At 69.7% G+C, this 26,263-nt stretch carries 25 protein-coding genes and 3 pseudogenes; 17 read left to right on the top strand and 11 right to left on the bottom strand.

What is annotated here, in order from left to right; genetic code table 11:
- The first annotated feature begins 31 nt into the window (after positions 1 to 31).
- Together ACPPVO_RS24405 and ACPPVO_RS24400 are read left to right on the top strand one after the other, a co-directional pair.
- A complete protein-coding gene (locus tag ACPPVO_RS24405) occupies positions 32 to 1,882 on the top strand; it encodes a sensor histidine kinase (protein ID WP_426514687.1) in 1,851 nt (616 codons plus the stop codon).
- On the top strand, positions 1,879 to 2,523 hold the full coding sequence (locus ACPPVO_RS24400; RefSeq protein WP_426513469.1) for a response regulator transcription factor: 645 nt from the start codon (positions 1,879 to 1,881) through the stop codon (positions 2,521 to 2,523). Before ACPPVO_RS24405 ends, ACPPVO_RS24400 begins: the two co-directional genes overlap by 4 nt.
- Positions 2,524 to 2,699: 176 nt before the next feature.
- On the opposite strand, the gene ACPPVO_RS24395 is transcribed toward ACPPVO_RS24400, so the two are convergent.
- From ACPPVO_RS24395 to ACPPVO_RS24380, 4 genes are all read right to left on the bottom strand, one after another.
- Positions 2,700 to 3,038, bottom strand: coding sequence for a hypothetical protein (locus ACPPVO_RS24395; protein WP_426513468.1), 339 nt, complete (start codon positions 3,036 to 3,038; stop codon positions 2,700 to 2,702).
- Positions 3,039 to 3,065: 27 nt separating this feature from the next.
- Positions 3,066 to 3,401, bottom strand: coding sequence for a hypothetical protein (locus ACPPVO_RS24390; RefSeq protein WP_426513467.1), 336 nt, complete (start codon positions 3,399 to 3,401; stop codon positions 3,066 to 3,068).
- 76 nt (positions 3,402 to 3,477) lie between these two features.
- Positions 3,478 to 3,975 carry a hypothetical protein gene (locus ACPPVO_RS24385; RefSeq protein WP_426513466.1) on the bottom strand — a complete coding sequence of 166 codons (498 nt, stop codon included), beginning with the start codon at positions 3,973 to 3,975 and terminating at the stop codon, positions 3,478 to 3,480.
- A gap of 320 nt (positions 3,976 to 4,295) precedes the next feature.
- The gene (locus ACPPVO_RS24380) at positions 4,296 to 5,927 is read right to left on the bottom strand and encodes an alkaline phosphatase PhoX (protein WP_426513465.1); all 1,632 of its coding nucleotides are present in this window, start codon (positions 5,925 to 5,927) and stop codon (positions 4,296 to 4,298) included.
- Positions 5,928 to 6,593: 666 nt separating this feature from the next.
- Between ACPPVO_RS24380 and ACPPVO_RS24375 the strand changes: the two genes are divergently transcribed.
- Together ACPPVO_RS24375 and ACPPVO_RS24370 are read left to right on the top strand one after the other, a co-directional pair.
- On the top strand, positions 6,594 to 6,932 hold the full coding sequence (locus ACPPVO_RS24375) for a reverse transcriptase domain-containing protein (RefSeq protein ID WP_426513464.1): 339 nt from the start codon (positions 6,594 to 6,596) through the stop codon (positions 6,930 to 6,932).
- An 831-nt stretch (positions 6,933 to 7,763) separates the two neighbouring features.
- Positions 7,764 to 8,219 carry an IS110 family transposase gene (locus ACPPVO_RS24370; RefSeq protein ID WP_426513463.1) on the top strand — a complete coding sequence of 152 codons (456 nt, stop codon included), beginning with the start codon at positions 7,764 to 7,766 and terminating at the stop codon, positions 8,217 to 8,219.
- On the opposite strand, the gene ACPPVO_RS24365 is transcribed toward ACPPVO_RS24370, so the two are convergent.
- On the bottom strand, positions 8,141 to 8,746 hold the full coding sequence (locus tag ACPPVO_RS24365; RefSeq protein ID WP_426514686.1) for a hypothetical protein: 606 nt from the start codon (positions 8,744 to 8,746) through the stop codon (positions 8,141 to 8,143). The genes ACPPVO_RS24370 and ACPPVO_RS24365 overlap by 79 nt on opposite strands.
- 223 nt (positions 8,747 to 8,969) lie before the next feature.
- Here ACPPVO_RS24365 and ACPPVO_RS24360 point away from each other — a divergent pair, with 223 nt between their 5' ends.
- The 3 genes and pseudogenes from ACPPVO_RS24360 to ACPPVO_RS24350 all read left to right on the top strand — a co-directional run bounded on the left by ACPPVO_RS24360 (position 8,970) and on the right by ACPPVO_RS24350 (position 10,792).
- Entirely contained in the window at positions 8,970 to 9,518 is a 549-nt protein-coding gene (locus tag ACPPVO_RS24360; protein WP_426513462.1) for a hypothetical protein, read from the top strand.
- A 397-nt stretch (positions 9,519 to 9,915) separates the two neighbouring features.
- Positions 9,916 to 10,158: pseudogene (locus ACPPVO_RS24355) on the top strand (serine hydrolase); the annotation flags it as partial.
- Positions 10,159 to 10,198: 40 nt separating this feature from the next.
- Positions 10,199 to 10,792, top strand: coding sequence for a serine hydrolase domain-containing protein (locus ACPPVO_RS24350; protein WP_426513461.1), 594 nt, complete (start codon positions 10,199 to 10,201; stop codon positions 10,790 to 10,792).
- Positions 10,793 to 11,064: 272 nt separating this feature from the next.
- Here ACPPVO_RS24350 and ACPPVO_RS24345 read toward each other — a convergent pair whose 3' ends face one another.
- Positions 11,065 to 11,736: a DUF1254 domain-containing protein gene (locus ACPPVO_RS24345; RefSeq protein ID WP_426513460.1), complete on the bottom strand. Its 672-nt coding sequence runs from the start codon at positions 11,734 to 11,736 to the stop codon at positions 11,065 to 11,067.
- Positions 11,733 to 12,374, bottom strand: coding sequence for a DUF1214 domain-containing protein (locus ACPPVO_RS24340; protein ID WP_426513459.1), 642 nt, complete (start codon positions 12,372 to 12,374; stop codon positions 11,733 to 11,735). Before ACPPVO_RS24340 ends, ACPPVO_RS24345 begins: the two co-directional genes overlap by 4 nt.
- Positions 12,375 to 12,435: 61 nt before the next feature.
- Here ACPPVO_RS24340 and ACPPVO_RS24335 point away from each other — a divergent pair, with 61 nt between their 5' ends.
- The 4 genes and pseudogenes from ACPPVO_RS24335 (at position 12,436) to ACPPVO_RS24320 (ending at position 14,132) form a co-directional block, all read left to right on the top strand.
- Positions 12,436 to 12,786 (top strand): GntR family transcriptional regulator, encoded by a 351-nt coding sequence (locus tag ACPPVO_RS24335; RefSeq protein WP_426513458.1) that lies wholly within the window; start codon positions 12,436 to 12,438, stop codon positions 12,784 to 12,786.
- Positions 12,783 to 13,766: a hypothetical protein gene (locus tag ACPPVO_RS24330; protein WP_426513457.1), complete on the top strand. Its 984-nt coding sequence runs from the start codon at positions 12,783 to 12,785 to the stop codon at positions 13,764 to 13,766. The genes ACPPVO_RS24335 and ACPPVO_RS24330 overlap by 4 nt, the downstream gene beginning before the upstream one ends.
- A 30-nt stretch (positions 13,767 to 13,796) precedes the next feature.
- Positions 13,797 to 13,922, top strand: a pseudogene (locus ACPPVO_RS24325) (DUF4240 domain-containing protein); the annotation flags it as partial.
- A 30-nt stretch (positions 13,923 to 13,952) separates the two neighbouring features.
- On the top strand, positions 13,953 to 14,132 hold the full coding sequence (locus ACPPVO_RS24320; RefSeq protein WP_426513456.1) for a hypothetical protein: 180 nt from the start codon (positions 13,953 to 13,955) through the stop codon (positions 14,130 to 14,132).
- Between the two features lie 43 nt (positions 14,133 to 14,175).
- On the opposite strand, the pseudogene ACPPVO_RS24315 reads toward ACPPVO_RS24320, so the two are convergent.
- Positions 14,176 to 14,613, bottom strand: a pseudogene (locus ACPPVO_RS24315) (transposase); the annotation flags it as partial.
- Between ACPPVO_RS24315 and ACPPVO_RS24310 the strand changes: the two are divergent.
- Positions 14,557 to 14,952 (top strand): AbfB domain-containing protein, encoded by a 396-nt coding sequence (locus ACPPVO_RS24310; protein WP_426513455.1) that lies wholly within the window; start codon positions 14,557 to 14,559, stop codon positions 14,950 to 14,952. The pseudogene ACPPVO_RS24315 and the gene ACPPVO_RS24310 overlap by 57 nt on opposite strands.
- Positions 14,953 to 15,025: 73 nt before the next feature.
- Here ACPPVO_RS24310 and ACPPVO_RS24305 read toward each other — a convergent pair whose 3' ends face one another.
- Positions 15,026 to 15,310, bottom strand: a complete 285-nt coding sequence (locus tag ACPPVO_RS24305; RefSeq protein WP_426513454.1) for a helix-turn-helix domain-containing protein — start codon at positions 15,308 to 15,310, stop codon at positions 15,026 to 15,028.
- A gap of 527 nt (positions 15,311 to 15,837) precedes the next feature.
- On the opposite strand from ACPPVO_RS24305, the gene ACPPVO_RS24300 reads away from it, so the two are divergent.
- Positions 15,838 to 18,606 carry an ATP-binding protein gene (locus ACPPVO_RS24300; protein WP_426513453.1) on the top strand — a complete coding sequence of 923 codons (2,769 nt, stop codon included), beginning with the start codon at positions 15,838 to 15,840 and terminating at the stop codon, positions 18,604 to 18,606.
- Between the two features lie 135 nt (positions 18,607 to 18,741).
- Positions 18,742 to 20,319, top strand: a complete 1,578-nt coding sequence (locus tag ACPPVO_RS24295) for a hypothetical protein (RefSeq protein ID WP_426513452.1) — start codon at positions 18,742 to 18,744, stop codon at positions 20,317 to 20,319.
- Between the two features lie 725 nt (positions 20,320 to 21,044).
- Here ACPPVO_RS24295 and ACPPVO_RS24290 read toward each other — a convergent pair.
- Both ACPPVO_RS24290 and ACPPVO_RS24285 read right to left on the bottom strand, forming a co-directional pair.
- Positions 21,045 to 21,899 carry a hypothetical protein gene (locus ACPPVO_RS24290; protein WP_426513451.1) on the bottom strand — a complete coding sequence of 285 codons (855 nt, stop codon included), beginning with the start codon at positions 21,897 to 21,899 and terminating at the stop codon, positions 21,045 to 21,047.
- Positions 21,892 to 22,416 carry an RNA polymerase sigma factor gene (locus ACPPVO_RS24285; protein WP_426513450.1) on the bottom strand — a complete coding sequence of 175 codons (525 nt, stop codon included), beginning with the start codon at positions 22,414 to 22,416 and terminating at the stop codon, positions 21,892 to 21,894. Before ACPPVO_RS24285 ends, ACPPVO_RS24290 begins: the two co-directional genes overlap by 8 nt.
- Before the next feature lie 448 nt (positions 22,417 to 22,864).
- Between ACPPVO_RS24285 and ACPPVO_RS24280 the strand changes: the two genes are divergently transcribed.
- The 3 genes from ACPPVO_RS24280 to ACPPVO_RS24270 all read left to right on the top strand — a co-directional run bounded on the left by ACPPVO_RS24280 (position 22,865) and on the right by ACPPVO_RS24270 (position 26,252).
- On the top strand, positions 22,865 to 23,371 hold the full coding sequence (locus ACPPVO_RS24280; RefSeq protein WP_426513449.1) for a DUF2306 domain-containing protein: 507 nt from the start codon (positions 22,865 to 22,867) through the stop codon (positions 23,369 to 23,371).
- Between the two features lie 11 nt (positions 23,372 to 23,382).
- The gene (locus ACPPVO_RS24275) at positions 23,383 to 23,700 is read left to right on the top strand and encodes a DUF2306 domain-containing protein (protein WP_426513448.1); all 318 of its coding nucleotides are present in this window, start codon (positions 23,383 to 23,385) and stop codon (positions 23,698 to 23,700) included.
- Positions 23,701 to 24,407: 707 nt separating this feature from the next.
- Positions 24,408 to 26,252, top strand: a complete 1,845-nt coding sequence (locus tag ACPPVO_RS24270) for a DUF4118 domain-containing protein (protein ID WP_426513447.1) — start codon at positions 24,408 to 24,410, stop codon at positions 26,250 to 26,252.
- The last annotated feature ends 11 nt before the right edge of the window (positions 26,253 to 26,263 follow it).

The raw sequence follows: 26,263 nt of genomic DNA, 5'->3' as shown, positions 1-26,263 counted from the left end.
CGGCACCGGCCAGCTGACCTGGCTGTCGGTCATGCTGTCGGTCATCGCCGCGATCTACCTGTCGGTCGCGTTCGTCGGCGCGGCGATCCTGCGCACCCGGCCGCGCAGCAGCACCGGCTGGCTCTTCCTGATCTCCGGCACCGCCACACCGGTCGCGTCCGGGCTGGGTGCGGCGTCCGACGTCGCGGTGCACCTCGGGCGCTTACAGCTGGCTTCCTGGCTGTACCTCGTGAACATGCCCTTCGCACTGGTCGGGGTGCCGCTGGTCGCCACCTTCGGCATCCTGCTGTTCCCCGATCGGCGGCTGGACACGCGGCGGCGGCGGGTGCTCGGCCGGGTCTACGCGATCGAACTCGCCGTCCTGTTCGTATGGGCGGCACTGTCCACCGACTCCCTCGACGTTCCCGGCGTGTACAACCCGATCGGCGTACCCGCGGCGAACGTCCTGGTAATCAGTATCCTGGTGCTGGGACCGCTGAGCCTGTTCGCGTGCGTCTCGCTGTGGCGGTTCGCCCGGCGCGACACCGGACCGTACGCGACCGCTCTGCGAACCGCCGCATGGGTTTCGTTCGTGGTGCCCGCCGCGTACGTGACCTGTGTCGTCGCGGGCGTCACCACCGGCAACACCGCGTCGGTCGCGATCCTCGAGAACTGCGCGGCGATCGCCCTCGGCCTCGCGGCGTGGGTCGGGATCGTCCGGCACGGCCTCTTCGATACCCGCGCGGTGCTAAGCCGCACGCTCGTCTACGGTTTCCTGAGCGTCGTGCTGGTCGCGGTGTACGTTCTGGTCGTCGTCTCGCTGGGGTTGTTCGTCGACGGGCTGGTCGCGCAGGTCGTCGCCGCCGGCGCCGCCGCGCTGGCCGTGCTCCCGCTGCGCGACCTGGCGCAACGGCGGATCAACCAACTCGTGTACGGGCTACGCGACGACCCCGCAGCCGCGTTCGCCAGGCTCGGCGACCGGCTCGATGCGGCCGGCGTGCCCGAGAACATCCTTCCGGCCGCGGCCCGCACCGTCGCCGAAGCGCTCCGGCTCAGGTACGTCGTGATCGAGGCGGGCGGCGAGATCCTCGGCACGTACGGGCGCGCGGTACCCGGTAGCACCGAGCGACTGCCGTTGCCGTTCGCGGGCGAGACGATCGGGCACCTCGTGCTCCAGACCCGCACCGACAGCGACCTGCTGCCGGACGAGCGGCGGCTGCTGTCCGGCCTGGCCAGGCAGGTCGCGGTGGCGGCCCGGGCGGTCGTGCTGACCCAGGCCCTGCAGGCCTCCCGGCAACGCCTGGTCGCGGCGCGCGAGGAGGAACGGCGACGGCTACGGCGCGACCTGCACGACGGTCTCGGCCCCACCCTCGCCGGGATCGCGCTCGGCATCGACACCGCCCGGCGGGCCACGAGCACCGACGAGGCGACCGCGCAACTGCTCGCCACGCTCCGCCACGCCACCGAGGCGGCGGTCGACGACATCCGGCGCATCGTCTACGATCTGCGCCCACCGATCCTCGACGAGCTCGGGCTCGCCGGCGCCGTACGCGAGCAGGCGATGCGGCTCGGCGCCGCCGACATCGACGTCCCCGACCAGCTGCCGGCATTGCCCGCCGCGGTCGAGGTCGCCGCGTACCGGATCGCGGTCGAGGCGCTGACCAACGCCGCCCGGCACGCCCCCGGATCACCGGTCTCCGTCCAACTCGCCGTCAACGGCCGGCTCGAACTGTCCATTGCGGACGGTGGCACCGGCCTGCCCGACGGGTACCGCGCCGGGATCGGGCTGAGCTCAATGCGCGAGCGGGCCGCCGAACTCGGCGGCCGGTGTGTCGTGAGTCGCCGGGAACCGTCCGGCACCCTCGTACACGCCGAATTCCCGCTGCCGGAGGCCGCGCCGTGACCGTCCGCGTGGTGGTCGCCGACGACCACCCGCTGTTCCGCGAGGGCCTACGCTCGCTGATCAGCGACTCCCCGGACACCGAACTGGTCGGCCTGGCCGCCGATGGCGACGAAGCGGTCTCCATCACGCTGGCGCAACGGCCCGACGTCGTGGTCATGGACCTGCGGATGCCGGGCGTCAACGGGGTAGACGCCACTCGACAGATCGTCTCGGCGGTACCCGATGTCGCCGTCCTGGTGCTGACCATGGTGGAAGAGGACGCATCCATCTTCGCCGCCATGCGCGCCGGCGCCCGCGGGTACGTGCTCAAGGGCGCTGAACCCGAGACCATCCTGCGCTCAATCCTGGTTGTGGCGTCCGGCGAGGCGATCTTCGGTGCGGCCGTCGCGGCCCGGTTGACCCAGTTCTTCGCCGGCGGCGCCGAGCACACCCCGATTCCGTTTCCCGATCTGACCAGCCGCGAACGCGACATCCTCGCCCTCATGGCCACCGGCGCGAACAACGCGACGATCGCCTACCGCCTCGGGCTCACCGAGAAGACGGTACGCAACAACGTATCGAACGTGTTCGCCAAACTCCGGGTCGCGGACCGGGCCGCGGCCGTGGCCCGCGCCCGCGACGCCGGCCTGGGCTCGCCGTAACGGCCGACACTGGACCAGTCACACCCGGACGCGACTGCCCCTTCGCCGCGCCGGAGCCAACTTTGGTCCGGGTACGAATAGCATCACGGCCAGCCACGATCAACTTCGCCGGACCCTTGACAAGGATTACCTGCATAACCCCGCGATGCGGATCGGTGCCGAGCGTCGGTCCGCGCTTACAGCGAGGGCAGCCGGTCACCGATGGCCGGACCGATGTGGTTGTCCAGAAAGTGGTAGGCCTGGTAGTCGACCAGGCCGCTGGCTGCTTCTCGCTCGTCGGCGCGGTCCGAGTCGCTCCAGCGCCGATTCGTGGTCGTGATCCACTTCCGGAGGCGTGCGCGGTCGCGCCACCACTGGCAGACCAGAGCCGGCGTCCAGTGCACGTCGCCGTCGCCGGCCCAGCCGGCCCAGGGATCCTCCTGGGTGGCGGCGATGACGGCGCGGAGCTCCTCAATGTTGCGCGGCTGTCGGCAGAGGAACTCCTGCTCGAAGTCGATATCATCGCCGTACAGCACATGACGCGGCGCGTGCAGTCGGCCGACTCAGCAATTGTCGGTCATGGCGCCGTAGAACGGGCCGGGCGCGTTGCGCCAGTTGCGCTCCGCCCACTTGCCCTGGAACGTCGCGTCAGAGCCTGTCCACAGGCCGTCACGCGGTTGCGCGGCGAATACTGCGCTGACGTACTGCATCGGATCCCAGTACAGCGGCGCTTGGTTCCCGGTCACGAACGCATCGTAGAACCGCCTGATCAGCTGCGCGCACATACCGCCGTCGGTGTGCGCTGGTTGACCGTCCACGCAGCCGGCTGAAGCGGGATTGTCCGTCAATGGGTGTGCGGCGTTGCGGCTGAAAACGCGTTCGGCTGCGATACCCGCCACATGTTCGGCTGTCCTGGTGGCAGTACCGGGGCGACGACCTCGAACACTCTCTCGGCCGCGGTCCAGTCGTACTTCTCTATACTCGCAGTGGCCTGGCACCAGAAGCCGCCCGCGTCGAGGTGTTCGACCTCGACGAATGCGCCGCTGGAACGCAGCGCGTCGAGGCCGCCGAGGCGCTGGCCGATCTCCTCGGCAGGATGGTGAGCCAGGAGTAGCCGCGCAGCGTCTGCCGGGCGTACGGGAGAGTCTGCTCCGGCCTCGTGCTGGTCGCGAGCTCGAAGACACTCTCCTGCCGTTGGTTGCCCCAGGCGATCTCGCCGTGCACCGGGTTGCCGACGTTCGCGACGCCACGTACGAAGGCGAGCAGCGGCGCCATCCCGTCCGTCTTCGTGAAGGGTGTCCTCAGCGTCAACAGGCGCAGTAGCAGCCATGGACCGGCGTCGCTGTCGATCCGATCCAGATCGCGCAGCAGCGACGAGTCCCAGTTCGAACTGCCGTCGGCGTCGTTGGCGGCAAACGAGACGTGAGCGCCGATCGGCACGTCGGCCAACGACTCGACCAGTACGTCGAACAACACCGGAGAGTAGGCGGGAAACAGGTAGTCGTCCGCGAACCAGGCCGCTCGCGCCCGCGACAGCCAGCCCGCGCCGTGGCGGTCTGATCCCGGCCCCGCTGGCCTGGTGGGGCGCGGCCGGCTCCGCCCTGCTGGCGCTCGGCAGCGCCGCGGAGCTCGCCGGCCTGCACATCGGCCTGGCGCTGTCGATTCCGGGTGGCCAGTTCGAGGTGCCCCAGGGGCATCTATCTGCTGGCACGCGGGTTTCGCGAGTCCTGAGTCCGCATGGCGTGGCGGCCGGCAGGGGGGTTCCCCGCCGGCCGCCGGTCCGTTCGCGTCACTCAGTCGTTGCCGTTGTCCGTGATCTCCCACAGCACGTTCTGGCCGTGCTGCTGGGTCCAGAAGATGCGCCAGCCGTCCTTGAACGGCTTCGGGTCCCGGGCGCCGAGGAGGCCGTCCGTGCCCGGGTCGCCGTTGGAGACGTGGATGCCGGTGATCTCGTTGTCGTCCTCGTTGGTGAAACCCGGTGAGCCGATGAGCAGGGCGTCCAGCGTGGCGGCCTCGTCGCGGCCCTCGGCCAGGAAACGCACCGGCTCGCTGCCGGACCGGCTGTAGTCTGCCTTCACGTCGAAGAGGTACGCCGAGTCCAGTGCGTTGCGCTGGGTGTGCAGGGTGGAGCCGGCGTCCTCGACCGAGGCCACGTGGTCGCGGTCGACGAACGCGATGTTGTCCAGGCCGGTGTGCGTCTGCTCGCCGGCGAAGAACAGCTGCAGCTGGCCGTGGTCGGAGCGCGGGTCGCTCTGGTTGAGCCGGAACAGGCCGCCCCAGCCGCCGAAGCCGGCGTTGGCGGCGCTGGTCACGTTGGTGTCGCCGGTCGCGGTGAAGAAGAACTCCCGGAAGTCCGTGCCCGGGCGGAAGACACCGTTCTCCGGGCGCTTGAACGGCGTGGCCTGGGCCGCCTTCGCCAGGGTGTTCGCGTCGAAGGGCTGCCCCGACGGGTCGGTCGCGGTGTCGTGGACTGTCACCCAGTTGGTCTGGAAGGTGTTGCCGTACGAGCTGAGGTCCTTCTGGTCGTCTGTGAAGATGCCGCCCGTCGGGTGGGCGGCGTCGATCGCCTGGAAGGCGATCGGGGCGTGGCTGCGGTTCGAGATGACCTGCAGGGCCTCCAGCCGGCCGCCCTTCTTCAGGTTGTTGCGGTCGTTGGGCACGAATCGGTAGATGAAGCTGTTCGGGTTCTTCGCCTTGCTGCCCGACGGCGACGCGCCGCCGCTGTCCTCGACGAGCCAGACGTTGCCGGCTGAGTCGTTCTGGATGCCTTCGTATCCGGCGCGGCCGAGGACCGAGGAGATGTCCTCGACCGTCGAGTTGACGTCCGCCGTCGCCTGCAGGACGGCGCCCTTGTTGCCGTTCTCGACGGTGAACAGCAGCCGCCGGGCCCACGGGTCCCAGGTCGAGCCGTCGATGGCCGGGATCGGCGAGCCGTCCGCGAGCGTCGTGGCCAGCAGCGTCACGCGGTGGGCCGGGTCGGCGTCGAGGTTGACCCGGGTGATGTAGCCGGCCTTGCCACCCTCGTGTCCCTGGAAGACGAAGTTACGGCCGTAGTTGTAGTGCGGGTCGGCGCCGTGCTGGTTGGACAGGCGCAGGTAGGTGTTCTTGTCCGGCTCGGTCTTGCTCGCCTCGGCGTAGCCGTTGGCCGGGTCCGGCATGAGGGTGCCGTCGTTGAGGTACCCGAAGTACTTCACCAGAGCCGTCGGGTTCTCCACAGCGTTCGACCCCTGCGCCGCGATGTACTCCCGTAGCTGGGGTGACAACCCGTTGGGCGCGGCAACACCCCGGGCGTCGGCGTTGGCGGGAATGGACGACCAGTCGAGCCTGTCCTTCGCATCGGCGGTGCCGCCGCTGAGCGCACCGATACTCGCCGCCGTGATGGCGACGGCCGCCCCGCTGGCAATCCAGCGCTTCCGAAGCGTCATGAATGCTGCTCCTTTTCTGGTCGGGAACAGCACCATCAAGACTCCGTCGGCCCCAACGAATGGGCTCGGTCAGTACAACGGCGAGCATATCCTCGCTGAAATTTGTTTCCGTACAGCGACGGTGTTCACATCTCGGTCCAAATGGGCCTACCTTTTGTAGGAGGCTTCAAACCTGCCGGTTGTTCGGCATGAGCGCCGTGCCGCAGCGGGTGCAGGGGACCTTCTGGCTGCTCGACGCCTCCGACCGCCTGGCCGTGCGGAGCCGCCGCGGGCCGGACGGCGTCGTCGGCCACGACGGCCGGCCGGAGATTCACAAGGCGCCGATCGCCGCCTGTCAGGATCCGGCCTTCGCCCAGGAGCCCGCGACCTGCGCGCGGCCACGTTCATCGCGCACATCCGGTACGCCTCCACCGGCGGTCTCACGCCCGCCAACACCCAACCTGTTCGGCCAGGATGGTCGGCTGCTGGCCCACTCCGCGTCCAGCCCGACACCAGTGCAGGCACAGTCGCGATCGCAGCCGACATCCGATCATCCAGGGCCGGCACAATGCCAACCCACGTGATCAGAATCGTGGGCGCATTATGCGCAGCGCTCGACCCCGACACCGCCCTCACCAGGCCCACAGTCCAGCACTGCGCATAACCCAGCACTGTTCATTAGGTGGGGTGATTTCGCCCCTACTGCTGAATGTCGCGCTGCACGGGCTGGAGGAAGCGGCCGGAGTCCGTTACGAGGCGAGCGATCCGGCTCGCACGAAACGAGGCTGCCCGGCCCTGGTGGTCTACGCCGATGACATGGTCGCCCTGTGCCACACCCGGCAACAGGCCGAACAGGTCAAGGCCCGCATGGCCGAATGGCTGGCGCCGCGGGGACTGTCTTTCAACGAGGACAAGACCCGCATCGTGACACTCGATGAAGGCTTCGACTTCCTCGGGTTCACGATCCGCCGGCACGCCGGCAAACTGATCACCAGACCCGAGCAAGGCCGCCAGCAAGCGGGTTAAACACCGCTGGGCCATCGAGATGCGCACCCTGCGAGGCGCGAACGCGGCGGAGTGCTCGCCCTGCGCCATCGCGCGCCGCTTCTCGTGTCACCCAACGGGTGTAGAGGCGCAGGCGGCTCAGCCTCGGAGTGGCATGGCCCGGCGTCGCATACAGCCGTCGCTGTGATCGCGATGCGGCTGGCCCGTTCGAGAATCGGGTTGATGACCGTGCAGCGCGCTGCCGAGCGGACGTGGTCGGGCAGCACTGCCCACCTGTGGACAGTCTCGATCGCAGCCAGGACGCCGAGACCTGCGGGATGGGCGTAGATGATGGCGTCGTCCACCGTCTCGGCCGACCGCCCGGTCGCGATGGGCGACGACAAGAAGCGCCTACCTGCCGCCGATGGCCCAGTCACGCGGCGTCCTCTACCGCCAGGATTGCGTGATCACGTTTCCGCACAAGTAGCCGCTGGTCGCTCGCCGGGCGGCTCCGGCGTTGGCATCCGTGGTCGACGTCGGCCGTCAGCGCCTGTTGGAGCGGCGTACCAGCAGCTCCTCGTTCCTACACTGTGGACGATCGGCGAGGAGGGCAACGCTACTTCGAGCTGGGCAAACCCCTGACTTGTCTACTGGAGTCAGACGCTTGGGTCCGCAGCCCGTAGCGTCAGGGCGCCGGTTGGCACTGGCTCGCATACCCCTTGCCGCTTCGGGCTGGCTCATCCAGAGCGTGCCACCGCTGACCGGCGCCCGGCCGTGGTGTGGCTCAACAGAGGCGTGCGCAACGAATTCCCCAAGTCAGGCTGCCCGCCACGGCGATCCCCATCCTGATTGGCGGAAGGAACCCAACGCGCTGTGATCACCATCGGCATCGACCCGCACAAGTCCTCCCTGACCGCCGTCGCCCTCGACCAGACCGGCCGCACGCTGGCGACCCGCCAGATCGCTATCAACACCGCCGCCTACACGACGCTGACCGGCTGGACCGCTCGCTGGCCCGAGCGCCGCTTCGCGGTCGAAGGCGCCGCCGGCCTCGGCCGCGGCATCGCCCAGCTCCTCGCCGACGAGGACGTCGTCGACGTCCCGGCCACGCTCGCGGCTCGCGCTCGGCTGCTGGACACCGGCGGCACCCGCAAGACCGACGCCGCGGACGCCGCCAGCGTCGCCCATGCCGCCATGCGGCACAAGAAGCTGCGTCCCGTCGTCGCGTTGAGGATGCCTCGCCTCCGCCGTCATGCCGTGGCGTGCTGCAGCCACGCGTCGGCGCCCGCCAGGGCCGACTCGATCAGGCCGTGGGGTGCCCCGCTGTGACGTAGCGAGGTTCGCGCGCAATCGGCCAGTTGCGCGGCGGTGAGGCCGAGGTGATCCCGCACACGGGCGTACTCGGTGAGCAGATCCGTGTCGAACAGCAGCGGGTCGTCGGCGTTGATGCTGCAGGGCACGCCCCGGGCGAGCAGGGCCGGAAGGGGATGCCGGGTGATCGAGGGGACGACGGAGAGCATAACGTTGCTGGTGGGGCAGACGTCCAGCGCGACGTTGCCGGCCGCCAGGCGGTCAAGCAGCCCCGGGTCGGCGACCGCCGCAACACCGTGCATGATCCGGTCGGCGCCGAGCACCTCGAGCGCGTCACGGACCGACTGCGCACCGGTCAGTTCACCGGCGTGCGGCACGGCGAGGAGGCCACCGTTGCGGGCGATGGCGAACGCCTCCGCGAACAGGGGATCGGGTGCCGCAGGGGTTCGCCGGCCACCTCCGAACGTCGCAACGGCGGCCTGATCTACGAACCGGGTGCGCTCTCGTAGGCGATGAGCGCGCATCCGATCATGGTCGCGCGCCATCACGTGCGCTGACCCCCGGAGATCGCCCCAGCTTCTCGGATCACCGGCTCACCACAAAATCGCGGACGGTTCCTGGCACGGGCAACGCTGTGGATGGGTCGCCGCAGCAGCATGGTTGGGAGGAGCCATCTCACGGCCCTGGGGCTGGAGGCCATCTCATACCGAACGCACGGGGGCCTGCGCCGACGTCTTAAGCCTGGCAGGCTTGCCGCGGAGGTACCCGATGAGCGACCACATCCAGCACTTGATCGACCTATCAACGAACGTCGAGGCGGCCGGTAGCGCCGCAGGCGCGCTACGGCAATGGCTGCTCGCCACGGAGGTGGTCGGCGACAGCCCGGACAGGCAGGGCCATTACGTTCCCGGCCCGCGCTGGGCAACCGCGGTGAGCGCTCCCGACGAGAACGCACCCTTCGGTACGGTGGAGATTCACGTCGGCCGGCAGCGGTACGACGCCGGGGAGGCATGGCAACCACTCGAGTGCGCAAGCTGCGGCCACAGTCCCAGCATCGACAGCGTCGAAGACATAGAAGCGGTGCTGGAGCAACTGTTCGAATTCGGCGAGGCATGGGGGGAGACCGGCGAGCCTACCGTGGCCTGCGAGGCCTGCGGGAAGGCGCGACCACTCGGTGACTGGCGCGGGGCGTCAACAGCGGTCGGAAATCTCGCGGTCAGCTTCGTGAACTGGCCCGGTCCGCTCACCGACGAGTTCGTTGACACCGTTCGTGCTCGGCTTGGTGTGCGGATGCTGGTAATAGACGAGCGGCTCTAGATCCACCGATGGAGTGTCCCTCCCGCCTCCACCAGCACCGGCGTCGAGGTTCCACAGTGAAACCCATTGCCAAGATCACGTGAGCTGATCTGCCGCGATCTCGCGCGGTGGCCAACCCGGAGGTCGTCACGCTCCGTGGCCGCGGCTCGGCACCGCCGGCGCACACTCGTGCCGAATACAGCGCACGCAATCTCACGATCTTCGTGGAGTCGTACCTCTTGGATACGTTGACTGGATGAGCGACATCCCGCCGCAGCCCGACGGAACCGAGCTGGTGCGGATTGACGTCATCGAAGGGACCGGTTTGTACTTTTTTTAATCCGGTCTCTGCCACCCACTGTCGCCGCGGACACGAGTACATCCACGGTGGCGGTCGGAAGCGGCTGTACTGGGTCGAATGCGGCTGCGACACCGCACGGTATGGCGGTCACCAGGTTTACGAATGCCTGATCGATGGGGACGGCCAACCGTGCGGCGACGAGCGGTGGCTGCCGGTGTGCTCGGACCGCTGTCCAAGCAGATGGCGGCGGCGTGCGCAGCGCTGGTGGTCCAACGCGGTGTGCTGGACCTCGACGGGCCCCTGTCCCGTTGGTTACCCGACCTGCCCGCGTGGGCGGATACCGTGCGGCTGCGCCACCTCGTGCACCACACCGCGGGGCTACCGCTGGATACCCAGCTGGATGCGGTCATGGCCGAGGCCGGCGGCACCGACCACACCGGTCATCGGGTGCTCGACGCGCCCGCCCGGCACCGGGTACACCTACTCCAACGCCGGATGCGCCTGCCTCGCCACGGTCGTGCAAAGGGCGGCCGGACAGCCGCTGCCGCGTTTCGCCCGCGACCACCTGTTCGACCCGCTGGGGATGTACCAGACCTGCTTCTGGACCGGGCCCGAACCGGCACCGCCCGGCGCGGCGCCGCTGGCCAGCCCCCGTCCGGCCCCGCTGTCCTGCGGGGACGGCGGAGCCTGGAGCACACCGGCGGACCTGCTGCGCTGGGCCGAGGCGCTCAACACCGACCGGCTCGGCATCTCCGAACTGATGCAGACGCCCGGAACGCTCGACGACGGCACACCGGTGGACTACGCCTGGGGAATGGGTGTGCGGACACACGCTGGGCGGCTGGTCTACCGTCACGGTGGCGGCTGGCCGAGCCTGCGAGCGCAGCTGGCCCGAATGCCCGAACCCGGCCTGAGCCTGGTCATCGTCGCACTGGCCGACGATACCGAACGCCGGATCCCCCTCGCCGACGACCTCCTCAATCTGCTGGCCTGACCAGGCATTCGACTGCCAGACGAAGGCAATCGAATCCGCACTGGAGTGCGCGGCGGCCGCGCGTGGTCATGCCGCGACCGGAGCACCGCGGCGTGCCTGCGATCGTCACGCTCCGCGCACTACCCTGGCGGGTCGGCTTGCGGCTCGGCCCGCGCTCGTGCCGAAGAGCGGATGTCTCGCGTGCAAGTTGCGCGTCGCGGGCGCGCCGGTAGCAAGCGTTTCCGGCGCGTTCTTTCGGCGATGAAGCGGCTCGTCGTGTTGATCGGCCCGCGCTACCGCTCACGCTGGGGTTTCAGTGGTGTGAGCTGGATCTGCTTCGCGAGCGAGTATGCCGTGCGTCGGTCGTTTTCGTCGGCGGCGAACACCCGGCCGATGAGCAGGGCAGCGTGATGCGGCACGTTGATCCGGGTCATGCCGTGTGGCGTAGCGCCGCTCCACCCGGCTTCGCAGAGGAGGAAGTCGCGGGTGGCGGTTCCGGTGGTCCGTTTGCCGACATAGGCGAAGTTGGCACCGCTGCTCGGCTCGGTGAACTGCACGCTGTAGTAGCGGCCGTTCATTTCGGGCACGTGCAGCACCCGTGGTCCGGCTTTCAGGTCAAGCCAGCCGCCGAGGTAGAGGACGTCATCGGTGCCGGTCGCCATGACGCTGCTGGTGGATGCGGAGTGCGACGGGCTGTCCGGCACGGCGTAAAGCGTGTTCACCGGGATCGGGCCGCCGCCCAGCCCATGTTTGACGAGGATTCGGCGGAAGCCGTTGACCGTGATCCACGGCCAGAAGTAGATGAAGACGAACACTCCGAGCACCCAGACGGACAGAGCCGTCACGGCGAGCAGGATGGTCGCGTCCACGCCCCCGCCGGCGATCCTTGTGTAGATCACCCACGCGAAAATCGCGAGGATGACGAACGTGACGGGGATGCCATGTTTGAGGATCAGGCGATTCATGACCGCACCTCGACCAGCGGCGGAACCTCGTAGTTGCCATCCAGGATGGCGGCTCCGGGCAGGTAGGCGCGGAGCATGAGCTTGAAATGGCCCGGCGGCGTCGCCAGCCAGTTCTGTGCCCCACCGGGCGGCTCATGCGACTGCAGCAGAATGTCGACCGAGCCGTCGGCGTTCTTCACGAGACCGGAGTGGTCGTCCACGCTCGACCGGCCGGTCGGGCTGCTGACCATGTAGCCGACGGCGTCCGTCGCAGTGAGCGACCAGAAGGCGTCGCCAGGTGGAAGCTGACCGGCCGGGAAGTGCAGACGATAGGCGCGCTCGCCACTGAGACGCTTTCCCGCACCATCCTTGCTCGCCGTCCAGTAGGCAGCCTCTTCGAACACGTTGACAACCGGCAGGGCCTTCTGCAGTGCGGCACGCACCAGCACTCCGTTTCCGGGCTGACCGACCTTACGGATCGCACTCCAGCCGTGGACGGTCCTCGTCTCGGCCTTCGCCACGACATCCAAAATCAGGACCGTCGTCAGAAACGCCAACGTGGCACCGATGATCAGCCCCTGCACGATGCCGGAACCCGCCACCCAGGCGAGAACGCCGCTCACGATGACAACCCCATCAGCACCCCACTCCTGAGCCATGCGACAACGACAACCACGCACCTTTATAGCAGAGTAGTTCTATCTGAACTAGCATAAGTCTATGTTCGTGCTTATCGACCCGACGGCGACGACTCCCGTGTTCGCCCAGATCGAAGCGTCGATCACCACCCAGATCGCGACGGGGACGATCGCGACCGGGGCGCGACTACCGGCGGCAAGGGAACTCGCGGAATCGCTCGGGGTGAACGTCCACACGGTGCTGCGCGCCTATCAGGGACTCCGTGACGGGGGCCAGATCGAACTACGTCGGGGTCGTGGCGCCGTCGTCGTCGGCACGCCGACCGCCGGCCGGGTTCGCGACGCGGTCGCGCGGGCCGCTGCGGAGGCGAAGAGCGCGGGAATCCCGATCGGCACCCTGCTGGCCCTCGTCCGAGAGGAATACGAATCATGACCGGTCGCATCGTCGACCACGCCACCGCGCGGCGGGCCGGGCTCGTCGCGGCGATCGCGATGCCGCTCGCGATCGTCATCGCGTCCGAAGCGGTGATCATCGGCGTCGGCGCCACGGGCAGCCCGCGGCTCATCGTCCATTGGGGCGCCGGCCCCGACCGGACCGGACCATGGTGGACCTACGCGGTCATGGTCGCCGCGATCGGATTCCCGGTTATCGCGTTCATCGGCTTCTTCATCGTCCGCGCGACGCGGATGATAGGGATGAACCCCTGGATGCCGGCGATCGCGATGGGGATCACCGTCTTCCACGCCCTCGGCATGGGTGTCGGCTCGGTCGTGTTCAACGCCTCACGGCTCGCACCGGCCCTGCCGCTCGGCGTCGGGGGCGTCCTCGCGATCGCCGCTGCGTTTTCCACCTGGTGGCTGCTGCCGCGCGAGGCGCCGGCGAGCACCGGCGTCGAGGCTGCCAACAGGCTGCCGATCCGACCGGGCGAAGTCGCGGGATGGACCGGGAAGGTCGATCTCCCCGCCTGGTTCGTCTCCCTCATCGCCGGCGTGGCCGCGGCGCTCATCGTGTTCGGAGTGCTCCTGCTTCTTACCGTCGGCGGGAAGGTCTGGCCGATCTTTCTCTCGCCGGCACTGCTGCTGGTGGTGCTCCTGGTCACGGCGCAGTTCGTCGTCACCGCGGGACCGCGCGGATTCATCGTCCGATCGGCGCTCGGCTGGCCGCGGCTCAGCATCCCCGCCGGATCTCTGGCGAAGGCGGGAGTCGTCCAGATCGACCCCATGGCCGACTTCGGCGGCTGGGGAATCCGATGGGCGATCGGCCCGAACCGTAAGGGACGGTGGGGCATCGTCACCCACCGCGGACCTGGCCTCGAGGTCGTACGCAGCGACGGCCGCTCGATCGTCGTCACCGTCGACGACGCCGGGATGGCCGCCGCGGTCCTCGAGACCTACATCATGCAACGGACATGACTCACCAACGCCCAGGCGGCTGGCGCGCGGATCTGCCGCGATCGGTGCTTCGACTACTTCCGCGGCCGGCTCATCGCCCAGGGACGCATCACATACGAGCAGGCCCTCGCATCACCGGACAGTCTCGCCGGCCATCCCGCGGTCATTCACGCCGCGGCCACCGGCGACGCTCTCTGGGGCGACGACATGATCAGCGTCGTCTGGCACACCTACGAGACGGTCACCGGCAACGCACTACCCGACGACGCCTACACCGGCACCTACCCGGACCTCGACCCGGGTTGGGACTTCGATTTCGACGATGCCACCGAGATGCGCCACCGCCTGCCCCGGCTCGCCGCCCTCTTCCTTAGCAACCAGACCTGAACAGCGACGGCGGTACACCGTTAAGGCCTGTTTCATAAGCTGGTCAGAGCCACTCGCTGATGATCGTGATGGTTAGGACGGCTTGGAAGCGGACGGCTAACTTGTCGTAGCGGGTGGCGACACCGCGGTGCCGTTTGAGGCGGGCGATGCCGTTCTCCACGGCGTGTCGTAGCCGGTAGAGCTGCGGGTCGAACTTCGGTGGACGCCCGCCGCGGGCGCCTTTGGTCTTGCGGTGGGCGTCCTGATCGCTTTTGCTGGGGATGCAAGCCTTGATCCCGTGTGAGCGCAGGTATCCGCGGTTGCCGCGGCTGGTGTAGGCCTTGTCAGCCAGCACCAGCGCCGGACGTGACCGGGGCCGACCGGCGCCAAGTCTGCCGACGCGGATACGGCGTAGGACCGGAATGAACTGTGGGCTGTCCCCGCGATGCTCGGCCGTGACGATCAGGGACAACACCTTGTGGCCCTGCTCACAGGCAAGGCCGACGCGACGTGGATCGTCCGGGCCGGCCTGGCCGACAGCGCCTGCATCTCGTTCGAGTCGGCCAACGCGGCCGGCAAGTACCTCCGGCACTACGCGTTCGAGCTGTACCTGAAGCCGAACGACGGCACCGCGCAGTTCGCCGCCGACGCCACCTTCTGCCTGCGGCCCGGCAACAGCGGCACCGGCTACTCGTTCCAGTCGGTCAACTACCCGACCAAGTACATCCGCCACTACCGCTTCACCGCCTACATCGCCAGCAACGGGGGCTCGAACGCCTGGGACGCCACGTCGTCGTGGGCCCAGGACACGAGCTGGCTCGCCGCCGCTCCCCTGAGCTGACCCACCCCTGCACGCAATGTGCCCGCCCGTCCGGGCGCTCGCCCCGATGGGCGGGCGCCCGGACGACGGCATGTCAGCGCAGCGCGCTGACGACGGCGTGCAGCTCCGCACGGGACACGACGCCGAGTTTCGGGAAGATGCGGTACAGGTGCGAGCTGACGGTGCGGTGCGACAGATACAGCCGCTGGCCGATCTCGCGGTTGGTCAGCCCCTCGGCGGCCAGCTGGACGATCTGCAGCTCCTGGGGCGTGAGCTGGTCGCGGGCGTCCGGGTTCCGGCGGCGGCTGGTCTCGCCGGCCGCACGGAGCTCGCGGCGGGCCCGCTCGCTCCAGGGGATGCAGCCGAGCGCGTCGAACATGTCGCGGGCGGCGCGAAGATGGTCCCTTGACTCGGCGTTGCCGCGCTGCCGGCGCAGCCACTCCCCGTAGGCCTGCTCACAGCCTTGATCGGCTCCGTTCAGCTGGTCCGACGGTTACCTCGTTCCTCGGGGACGAGTTTGCGCGTGTCCGCCGGGCGAGGCGCGCGTCGACGAGAGCGTGCCGGGCGTGGGCCAGCAGCCGGTCGAGGCGCCGGCCCTCGTGGGCGAACCAGGCCAGTTCGCGAAGTCCGTCGAGCGGCCGGCCGCGCTCGACCCCGGTCGATGTCTTTATCGGCGAGGGAGCTCCATGCCCGTGCTGAGCGTCAAAGACGATGCTGCGACGCCTGGCTGACGCGGCGGGGCAACGGCCGGGCCGCAACGCTGGTCCCAGCCGCGCTCGGCGGGCTAGGCTGACGCCGCTGCTACCTTCACTCACCGGACTGGATGTTCAGGGCGGAATGGCAGACGGGGCGACATACGGCAGGCTGATCGGCCGCGACGCTGAGCGCAGCCTGCTGGCGAATGCCGTGTCGAGCGCGGCGGACGGGGCGCTGCGGGCCGTGGTGGTGCGTGGCGATCCGGGGATGGGCAAGACCCGTCTGCTCGCCGAGCTGGCCGATCTGGCCCGGGTCCGGGGCTTCGCCGTCCATCACGGGCAGGCGACCGAGTTCGAGCGTGACGTACCGTTCGGCGTCTATCTCGCCGCGTTCGAACCCCAGCCGGGTGATCCGGACCGGGACGCGCAGGGTGCGCTGACCGAGCTGCTGGTGGACGCCACCGGGCCGTCCGAGGCCCGGCGGGCGGGGCTCGACCGCTACCGGCTCTTCCAACGCGCGCGCCGGCTCATCGAGGACCAAGGGGCCGCCGGCCCGGTCGCCATCGTGCTCGACGACCTGCACTGGGCCGACCAGTCCTCTGTGGAGCTTACCGAGTACCTGCTGCGGCGCCCGCCGCGGGCGGCGTTGCTGATCGCCACCGCGTACCGTGCGGCGCAGGTGCCCGCGGGCATTGCCCGGGCCGTCGCCGAGCTCGGCGACGCGACCGTGCACATCAGCCTCGCGCCGCTGGGCGAGACCGACGTGGCGGCGCTGCTGCCGGAGGCGGACCGCGGCCGGCGGCAACTGCTGTACCGCACCACCCATGGGAACCCGCTCTACCTGCAGGCGCTTGCCGACGCCAGCGAGGCGACGCTCACCGCGCTCGCGGAGGCCGGGGAGGCGGCGACCGGCGCACCCGAGCGGGCGCTGCTGGACGTGCTCAGCACCGAGCTGACCGTCCTGACGCCGGACGTCCGGCAGGTGGCCAGCGCGGCGGCGGTGGCCGGCGAACCGATCTCGTTGGACCTCGTCGCGTCCATCACCGAACTGCCCGGTGCCGCCTTCGACCACGCCATCGACCACCTGGTCGGCGCGGGCCTGGTGGTTGAGGCAGACGCCGCGTTCCGGTTCCGCCACCCCCTGGTCCGGGCCGCGGCGTACTGGATGGCCGGCGCGGCCTGGCGATCGCGCGCACACGACCGGGCGGCGGAGTACCTGCGCGCCAAGGGCGGCCCGCTACAGCTGCTGGCCCACCACACCGCACAGTCGGCGCAGCACGGCGACCTGCAGGCGGTGCGGACGCTGGAGGCGGCGGCCGCGGCGGCGCTGGACGCCGCGCCGTCCACCGCCGTCCGGCTGCTGCGGACCGCGATCCGGCTGCTGCCGGACGAGGTGGACCGGGCCCTGTGGCGGGTCCGGCTGCAATGGGCGCTGGGCCGCGCGCTGGGGGTGACCGGCGATCTGGCGGCCAGCCGGCAGATCCTCCAGGAGGTGATGCGTGCGTCGGCGCCGCTGCGGATCGCGGCGGCGGGCTTCTCCTCGATGATCTATCGGCTGCTCGGCGACTTCGACGAGGCGAAAGCACTGGTCACCACCGAGCTGACCCGGCCGCAGGCGCGCGAGCGGTCGACCAGCCTGGCTCAGGTCGGGCTGGCCGCGGTCGAGCTGATGGGGCGGGAGCCGGGCAAGGCCCGGCTGGCGGCGGCCGTCGCGCTGCGGTCTCTGAAGGACGCGGACGACGAGCCGCTGGAGTCGGCCGCCCGGGCCATCCACGCGCTGGCCAGCCTGCGCGACGGCGACGTCGCGGCGAGCCGGAGCGAGGCCGACCGGGCGGCGTGGCTGACGGACGCCATGACCGACGACGCGCTCGCGCCGCACCTCGAGCTGATCGCGCCGCTGGCCTGGGTCGAGCTGCACCTGCGGCGCTACGACGACGCGTCGCGACACCTGCGCCGCGGGCTGGACATCGCGTACCGCGCCGGGCGCAGCCACAGCGTGCCGTACCTGCTGATCGTCGTGTCTGCGCTGAACGAGCGGCAGGGCCGGCTGCCCGAGGCGGTGACCGCAGCCGAGGAGGCCCGCGAGGCGTCCCGGCTGATCCACAGCCGGGAGACCCTGGCCATGTCCAGCATCCTGTTGCTGCGTCCGCTGTTGTGGCGGGACGGACCGCGGGCCGCCCTGGAACTGGCCGAACGGATCTCCGGGACCCGGCCCCGGTCGGGCTGGTGGTCCGGGCTGGCGCGGCTCGACCTTGCGCTGGTCTACGCCGAGGCCGGGCAGCCGGACCGTGCTCTGGCCGCGCTGACCGCGGAGGACCCGGCCGACGAGCCGACCAGGACGTACTGCCTGGCCCTCCAGGCGATGGCCACCGCCACCGCCGGTGCCCGGTCGGAGGCCGGCTCGCTCGCCGAACGGGCCCTGTCCCGGGCGACGGAGTCGGGCCTGGCGCATCAGTTGGGCTTCGCGCACCGGGCGCAGGCGAAGGTGCTCATGCTGTGCGGGCGGTCGAAGGACGCGGCCGGGTACGCGGAACAGGCCGCCGACCACTTCGCCGCGGCCGGTGCGCCGGTCGAGGAGGGACTCACGCGGCAGCTCGCCGCCGAGCTGTATGCCGCGCTGGGCTCGGTCGGGCAGGTCCGCGACGAGATAGGCCGGGCCAAATCCCTGTTCGCCGCGGCCGGGGCGGCCTGGCTCTCCGCCGCGTTGGCGCGCGACGAGCGTCGGCTGGCCGCCCGAGCGCCCCGGGGGCAGCGGCGACCGGCCGGCCCGCTCGAAGCGCTCACCACCCGGGAACGGCAGATCGCCGACCTCGTCGTGGGCGGGCTGACGAACCAGCAGATCGCGGAGCGGCTGCACCTGAGCCCCAAGACGGTGGAGGCGCACCTCTCCCACACCTTCGCGAAGCTCGGCGTGCAATCGCGCGTCACGCTCGCTCAGCTCCTGGCCGCGGACGCTGGTCGATTCAGGGGGGTGGGGTAGGGAACCGCCCGATGCTAGCGACGGCCGCCGTGCAGCATGCTGCTGCGGCAAAGCCACCGCAACCATCGAGGGATGTACCACATGCCACGCACCCCTGTCCCAAGACGTACCCAGCTACGCCTCGTCCTGACGGCGTTGTTCGCCGCGCTGGGGCTGCTCCTGCCGGCCGCTATGGCGGGCGCCGATCCGATACCGCTGCCGCCTCGACCGCCGTTCCCGTCGGTGCTGCCGTGCCCGCCGACCTGTGTCGACCTGCCCGGAGCGGACCCGTACGACGCCGTCGTCTACGGCGACAGCTACACGAGTGGTGAGGGCGCGAGCCATGACCACATGTACCTGCCGAAGGCCGATGGCACGGAGGACTTCCGTCACCAGTCCGGTCTCGCGCCCTTCGTCGTGGCCTGGACAGCCCTGGAACTGGGTCGGTTCCCGTTTCGGCGGATGACCCTCACCTCGAACACGATGACGACGACCTTCTCACGCGACCGGCTCTTCTTCAAAGCCTCGTCCGGGGCGTTGATCAAGCACCTCAACGAGCCGCAGCCGGACTGCGACGGCTGCACGGCCATCCGCAACGAGCGCCAGGCTGTGGACGTCCCGACCGGTGCCAAGATTGTCTACTTCGGGCTCGGTGGCAACGACGCCGGTTTCGCCAGCCTGGTCGGCACGGCGGTGAAGGCGTATCTGAACCCGGTCAGCGGCATCTTCACGGTGGGAGGATGGCAGCAGGTCCAGGAGCAGGCGGTGGCCGCGGAGGTGGGTCGGTTGCAGCCGCAGATCGACGGTCTCAAGGACAAGGTCGCGAACGGGCTGAGGGACGTCCGGGAAACGCATCCGACGACCGAGATCGTGGTGCAGCTCTACCCGGTGCCGGTCAAGCCATCGGGCAACACCGGCATCCGAGAGCTCACCGGCCGGAGCATGGACCTGATGTATCCGTTCGCGGTCAAGGTGAACCAGGCCATCCGGGACGGGGTGGCGCAATTCCAGTCCACGTTTCCGGCGACGAAGGTCCACATCTTCGACCCGAACACCGCCGGTCCGAACGGGACCAGCCTGATCGCCGGACACGAGCTCGGTCAGCCCGACTCGTACATCCAGGGTCTCGTCCGCCGCCCGGGCATCTTCTGGCAAGGAGACTACTTCAAGTCGTACCAGGAGAGCTTCCACCCGAACGAGCTCGGCTCGGTGGTCGTGGGCAGGGCGCTCGCGACCTTCCTGGCCGGGACGTTCCCGTCGCTCTTTCCGAAGGGGCCGAACTTCGCCGCGCTGACCATCAATCCGCAGCCGTTGGCCACGTCGGACGAGGATATCCAGGCGTTTGACCAATACGCGGCGGCCAACCTATCGCAGCTCTGCGAGGGGACCGATGTCGACAGCATGTGCCGGGCCATCACCCCGACCGGCATCGTCATCCAGCACGACCTCTGGTTCAACCCGAACTGGCATTCACCGGTCGGCGGGGACCCGACTCCGGGCGGCTCCGACACGGGTTCACCCGGCGGCGGTGGCGGTGGCGGTTCGACCTGGAATCCGGTCGACTACATTCCCAAGGACCCGTGCGACATCTTCAAGCCGGTCGGCGACGTCTGGTTCTTCGGGGACATGCAGATCCAGGGTGGGCAGGTCCAGACCCGGACACCGATCAAAAACCTGATGTTGTTCAACCCGCCCAAGTGCATCCCGGGCATCGGACTGGTCTATTACGACTGACACTCGCTCGGCACGCCAACCGCCGCCGCCCCGACCGCTTGCGTCGGGGCGGCGGCGCCGTGATCAGCGGCGTGCGGCTCAGGCCGGCCCGGCCGGTCAGAAGTCGAAGTCGCCGCCGCCGTCGTCGAAGCCGGCGTCCATGCCCTGGTCGTCGAGTGCGTTGGCGGCCTGGTCCTCGACGTCGGGCTCGAAGGCGTCGCTGATCATGTCGGTGCCGACGTCAGCACGTGTGGTCGGTTGGTGTCAACCGGTCGCTGCCTGGTGGTGGGCTGGGTGGTCCGGGACGGGCCGCGGCGCCGGGGCCCGTCTGATTACACGGGCCCCGAACGGCCCAGCGGTGAGCCGATCACCGCATGTTCGTGAACCGGACGATCGAGTTACCGTAACGCTCTGCAGCGAGCCGATCGCGGCAGAGCCATCCTGCATCCGCAGGCTGACAAGAACCTATGAGATCCGGGTGCTGTGCGCCGCACCTAGTCTTCGACGCTACGCGGTTCGCGCACGCCGCCAGCCTCGCGTCGTCCGGCATCGGTTCGACCGGGGCCTCCGGCAGCAGTTCACCGGCATCGCCAGGCGCGGACTCACGCGGATCGAGCGGTGGGTACTGTTCCGAGTCGAGATCCGGTTGCGTCGTCGGTGGAGTATTCGTCCCGGCCATTGCTGCCGTTCGTCAGGCCGCGGCAGTTGCCTGGGGGCCGGCCGGATAGTCCGGCCCCCGGGATGTGTCAGTTGCCTTCGCCGGCCCCGCCGCGCTGACTGGGGTTGGGGTTGGTGGGCGGGGTGGGTGCGGTGCCGTCCGGGGACACCCAGATGACGATGCTGTTGTCCGTGCCGTAGGCGGCGCTGTAGACCTTCCACGAGCCTGGGACCTGGTCGGCTGGGGCGTCCAGCGACTGCCAGCCAACGCGGTACAGGATGGTCTTGCCCTGTGTGGCGACGATCTTGCGGACCTCGGTGACGGTCTTGCCACGCAGCGCGTCGGTCTTGGTGTCGCCGCCGGACGTGGTGCCGACCTCGTCCTCTTCGTCCGGCAGCGGGGCCCGGCCGAACGTGATCCGGGCGTACGACTTGAAGTCGAGCGGAACCTTGACGCCGACGGTGCAGGAGCCGTTGGACGTGCAGTGGCCGGGGTCTTCGATGTAGGACAGCCTCCCGGACTCGCCGACCTCGTCGAAGACGACCTTGCCGACTTCCTCCGGCCGGGCCGGAGCAAGGTTGATCTTGATGTCCAGGCCGCGACGCTTGAGCTCGGCCTCGTACCGGGCCGGGTCCGCGGCCGGATCCTTGATCGTGATGACCAGGTAACCGGCGTCCTCGGTGATCGACAACGCGTTGGCCGGCGCCGGTCCGCCGATGGGCGAGGAGATCGGCAACGCGGCGAAGACGGCGAACGTGGCCGCGGCGAGCCCGGCGACGACCGAAACGGCGATCAGCCCACGCCGTCGGGTGCGGACCCGCGCGGGCCGGTCCGCGGTGGCCATGATGCCGTACATGAGGGTCTCGTCGGGGCTCGTCCGGAGGTGAACGGTCGGGGCGAGCAGACGGATCAGGCCGTCCTGCTCCTCGTCGATGTCATGCATCGGAACTCCTGAGTGGCGTGGTGACAGAGGTCTGTGTGAGCGCGTCGGCGAGACGCTTGCGGGCTCGGTGCAACCGGATACGTGCAGCGTTGACGGAGCAGTCCAGCGTGACGGCGAGGTCCTCGGCGCTCAGCCCTTCCCAGGCAACGAGTCGCAACACCTCCTGATCAGCCTCGGTCAGGGTGGCGAATGCCACCCCGAGCGACGCGGGAACGTCCGGCTGCACCACCGTCGCCTGCGACAGCTCCTGCCGCAGCCGCTCGGCCAGGTCGGCCCTCCGCCGGTTCGCCCGATGCTGGTTGGCCATTACGTTGCGAGCCACCCCGAACAGCCACGGGCGAGCCCGATCAAGGGGTACTTCGTCGATCCGCCGCCACGCCACGAGAAACGTGTCGGCGACAACATCGGCGGCGTCCTGCGGCCGGTCTACCCGGCGCAGCGCGTAGCCGAGCAGATCCTGATAACAGCTGCGATAGAGGTCTTCGAACTGGGCGGCGCTGGAGGGTGCTCGTGCCAAAGCGTGGCTCCCGGGATCTCACGGTGGGTGGTTGTCACCAGATACGTGTCCACCCACGGCCGATCATTTCAACGCTCGTTTCGCCGGCGCCGTGCCTGCGCACGCCCCGTCCGTCCCGCCACACCGGAAAGCCTCGAGCGCTGTCCGCCTTCGCCGATCCGTTGGCACGCCAGCCCCCGTGCCGGCGGTGGTGATCAGAGCTTCGAACTGCAGATGACCAAGGCCGAGGTTAGGCGACTCCGCGGGCACCCGTCGGCCGGTGGACGTAGTCGGCCGGCGAGTGGGGCGGCCATGCATCACCGTGCGTCACCGGCGAGGATGAACGCCGCCACGCCCGCAGCGGCATGTGAGGATGGCCGCAGCGCACGCAAACTGCGGATCCGAAAACCCTTCAGGAAGCTTCGGACGGGGCTTGAGACGTCATTGGAGCTCACCGCACCGGCCGATCATGCGGACCCGCGGCGGGGCGGCCGGATTCCTCGGTCTCGCCACCTGGGCCGCCGGCGACCTTTCCACCGCGATCATCCTGTTCACCGACGCCTGGCGCAGCCTGTACGCCGCTGGCAATCTCGCCGACGAGCTCGGCACCACCGTCGTGCTGGCCGGCATGTGGCTTGCCCGCGGCCGGCCCGATGCGGCCAGGCGACTGTACGAGCGGGCGTTGCGCGATGCTCAGCACGGGCCCGGCGTCCTGCCCATCACCGGCGACCTGCACGTGGGACTTGCCGACGATGTGTTCCACTCCCCCGCACCGCTTATCGCCCACATCGCCGGCGCTACCGTCTATGCGCTGGGCGGCGCCTTCCAGTTCGTCCCGCGCCTGCAGCGCAACTACCCGAGCTGGCACCGCCGCACCGGTCGCGTCCTAGCGGCCGCGGGCCTGCTCGTCGCCGGCTCGGCGCTGTGGATGACCCTGGCGTACAGCCCGAAGCCGGGCACTGGCGACCTGTTGTAGGTCACCCGGTCGTGCCGCCCCGGCTCGCGCGCAGCGCGGTAGTGGGCCGGCGGTGTGACCTCCTGCGGCTGGCCTTCGCCGGCGCGATGGCCGCCAGCCTGATCCTCGGCCTCGCCGCCGTCCGCCGCCACGACACCGCCGACCACCGCGCCTGGATGATCCGCGCCTACGCCATCGGCCTCGCCGCCGGCACCCAGGCGCTCACCGAAGGCATCACCACGGCCCTCCTCGGGCCCGGCGAACTCACCGGCGACCTCGCTAAAGGCGCCGGCTGGCTCATCAACCTCGCCGTGGCCGAGTACGTCATCCGCCGCCGGCGCACGCCGTGACCACGAGCTACGACATCCGCGTCGCCGGGCACTTCGACGCCAAGTGGTCCAGCCGGCTCGGCGGCCCGCGCATCGTCCACCAACACGACGGCACCAGCCTCCTCACCGGCCCCATCGCCGACCAGACCCAGCTGTACGGCATCCTCGCCGGACTGCGCGACATCGGCGCCACGCTCCTCAGCGTTGATACCACCGAACCCCCATCCGACCCGATATGTCATCACCGTGCTGCTCGATGCTGCCGCCGTTCGACGGATGAGTCGTCCAGTAACCGCTGCGCTTGCCCTTCTGCTTGTATCTCACCCTGCCATCGCGATCCCGCGCAGCGGCGGCCGCAGCGAGGCCGAAGCTCAGCACGGCAACCGACTTTGAGACGCTCGCTGACAGCGGTCTCCCGAGCGTTCGTCCGGGTGGCACACGCCGGCTGCGTTGCCCGCCGCGCGGATCGGGCGGCCCGGTCCGCTGCCGCGCATGGCGCGTGGTCGGCTGTTATCACCCGACGCGGGTGATGGTTCGCATGTCGCGGCGGGCGAACCGTCGGCATGTGGGAGTAGGCCACGCGTACCAGTGCAGGCCGCGAGCGGATGTTGTTCAGCGTTCGCCGGGTCGCCAAGGCCTGGGAGGACCCACAATCGCTCACCGGGTGGCCTCTTGGCTGTTGCCGGAGACGCCGCCCCCCGACGGTGGTCGGGGCGATCGTCGCCGTCGTGATCGTCGTGGTGGAAACGGCCGTGGTGCTTCTGCTGCAGGCCATGTCGCTACGGAACCCTCCCGGGGCGTCGGTGTACATGCTCGGGGTGCTGGCGATCACGATCGTGTGGGGCGGCCGGCTCGGCATCGTTACCGCGCTGGTCAGTACCGCCGTCTTCAACTATTTCTTCGTCCCGCCGGCCGGTCTCCATCTGACTTCTCCCCACGATGCCGTCCGCCTTCTGCTCTTCGCCGTGACGGTGCTGGTGGGCGGCGGGCTGGCCAGCGTGGCCCGGACCTACGCCAGGGATGCGCGGCGACGCGCGCTCGAGGCCGAGACGGTGGCGAGACTGACGCGCGTCTTTCTCGGCAACGACCTGGAGGACGGGCTGCGGGCCGCATCGCAGTGCGTCGCGGACCGATTCGGGCTGCGCTCGGCAGCGCTCGACCTCAGCGAGACCGGCCACGCCGACCGCACGCCCGGCGACATCGTGATCAGCACTGGTGATGAGGCCCAGCCGAAGGCGCGGCTCATCGTGCCCGATGGGACCCCGGCACCCGTGCGCCAGCGCATCCGCGACGGCGTCGGCGACCCGCTGGCGTCGATGCTGTGTGCCGCGCTGGAACGCGATCGGCTTCTCAGCTCCCTGCGCAGCAGCCGTGCGCGGACCGAGGCGCTGCTCGCCGAGCAGACGGCACTGCGGCGGGTCGCGACACTGGTCGCCCGGGGCGGGTCGCAGGATCGGGTGTTCGCAGCCGTGACTGGAGAGTTGCACCAGCTGTTCACGGGGTGTCGCACGGCTCTGGTGCGCTACGAGCCCGCCGGCGACGTGTTCGTCGCCTCGGAACGCGACGAGCAGGGTGACCTGCTGCCGAGACGCCCGAACCAGCCGATCAGCGACGACGGCATCATGGGCACCATGGTGCGCACCGAGTGCGCCGTCCAGGTGGACTACGACGCTGTACAGGGACCGGTTGCCGAGCAGATGCGGCAGCTCGGGGTGCACCGTGGTATCGGCGTGCCGATCGTCGTCGACGGCGACCTGTGGGGTGCGGCGTTGGTGGTCTCCTACCAGCGGGATCCGGTGCCGCCGGATGCCGAGGCGCGCTTGCGGGCCTTCACCGAGCTGGTGGGCACGGCCATCGCCACCGCCGAGAGCCGGGCCTCGCTGGCTGCGTCCCGCTCGCGGTTGGTCACCGCTGCTGATGACGCCCGGCGCCGCATCGAGCGTGATCTGCACGATGGGGCGCAGCAGCGCATCATCGCATTGGCTCTGCAGCTGCGGCTCGCCACGGATACGGTGCAGGACCTGGCCGCCGCACGACGCCTGCTCTCCGGCGCTGTCCAGGCGCTCACGGAGATCCACCAGAGCCTCTCCGACCTCGCTAGGGGCATCCATCCGGTGCTGCTGGCTCAAGGCGGAGTCGCGCCGACGCTGCGGACGCTGGCCCGGCGCAGCGTCGTGCCGTGCGACCTCGACCTGTGCGTACCACGGCGGCTGCCGGAGCCCGTCGAGGTTGCCGTGTACTACGTGGTTGCCGAGGCGCTGACGAACATCGCCAAGCATGCCCGGGCGACGCTCGCCTGCGTCGCGGTGAAGGCTGACGAGCGCCGCGTGCGGGTGACGGTCTCCGATGACGGTGTCGGCGGAGCCGACCCGGCCGCCGGCACCGGCCTCGTCGGCCTGCGCGACCGCCTCGAGGCGCTGGGCGGACAGCTCAGCGTGATGAGCGCCCCGGGACGGGGCACAACGCTGCAGGTCGAGCTGCCACTCGACAAGCCCGGGGGGATACCGGCGCGGGAGGCTGCGGATGACGAGGCTGCGGTGGCCAGCGGGGACTCAGTTGGGTATCGCGCTTGAGGATGCATCGA

The sequence above is a fragment of the Dactylosporangium sp. McL0621 genome (assembly GCF_049995355.1).
Lineage (GTDB): Bacteria > Actinomycetota > Actinomycetes > Mycobacteriales > Micromonosporaceae > Dactylosporangium.
The sequence above is the reverse complement of the archived record's forward strand: the minus strand, read 5'-3'. Positions and strand labels throughout refer to the sequence as shown.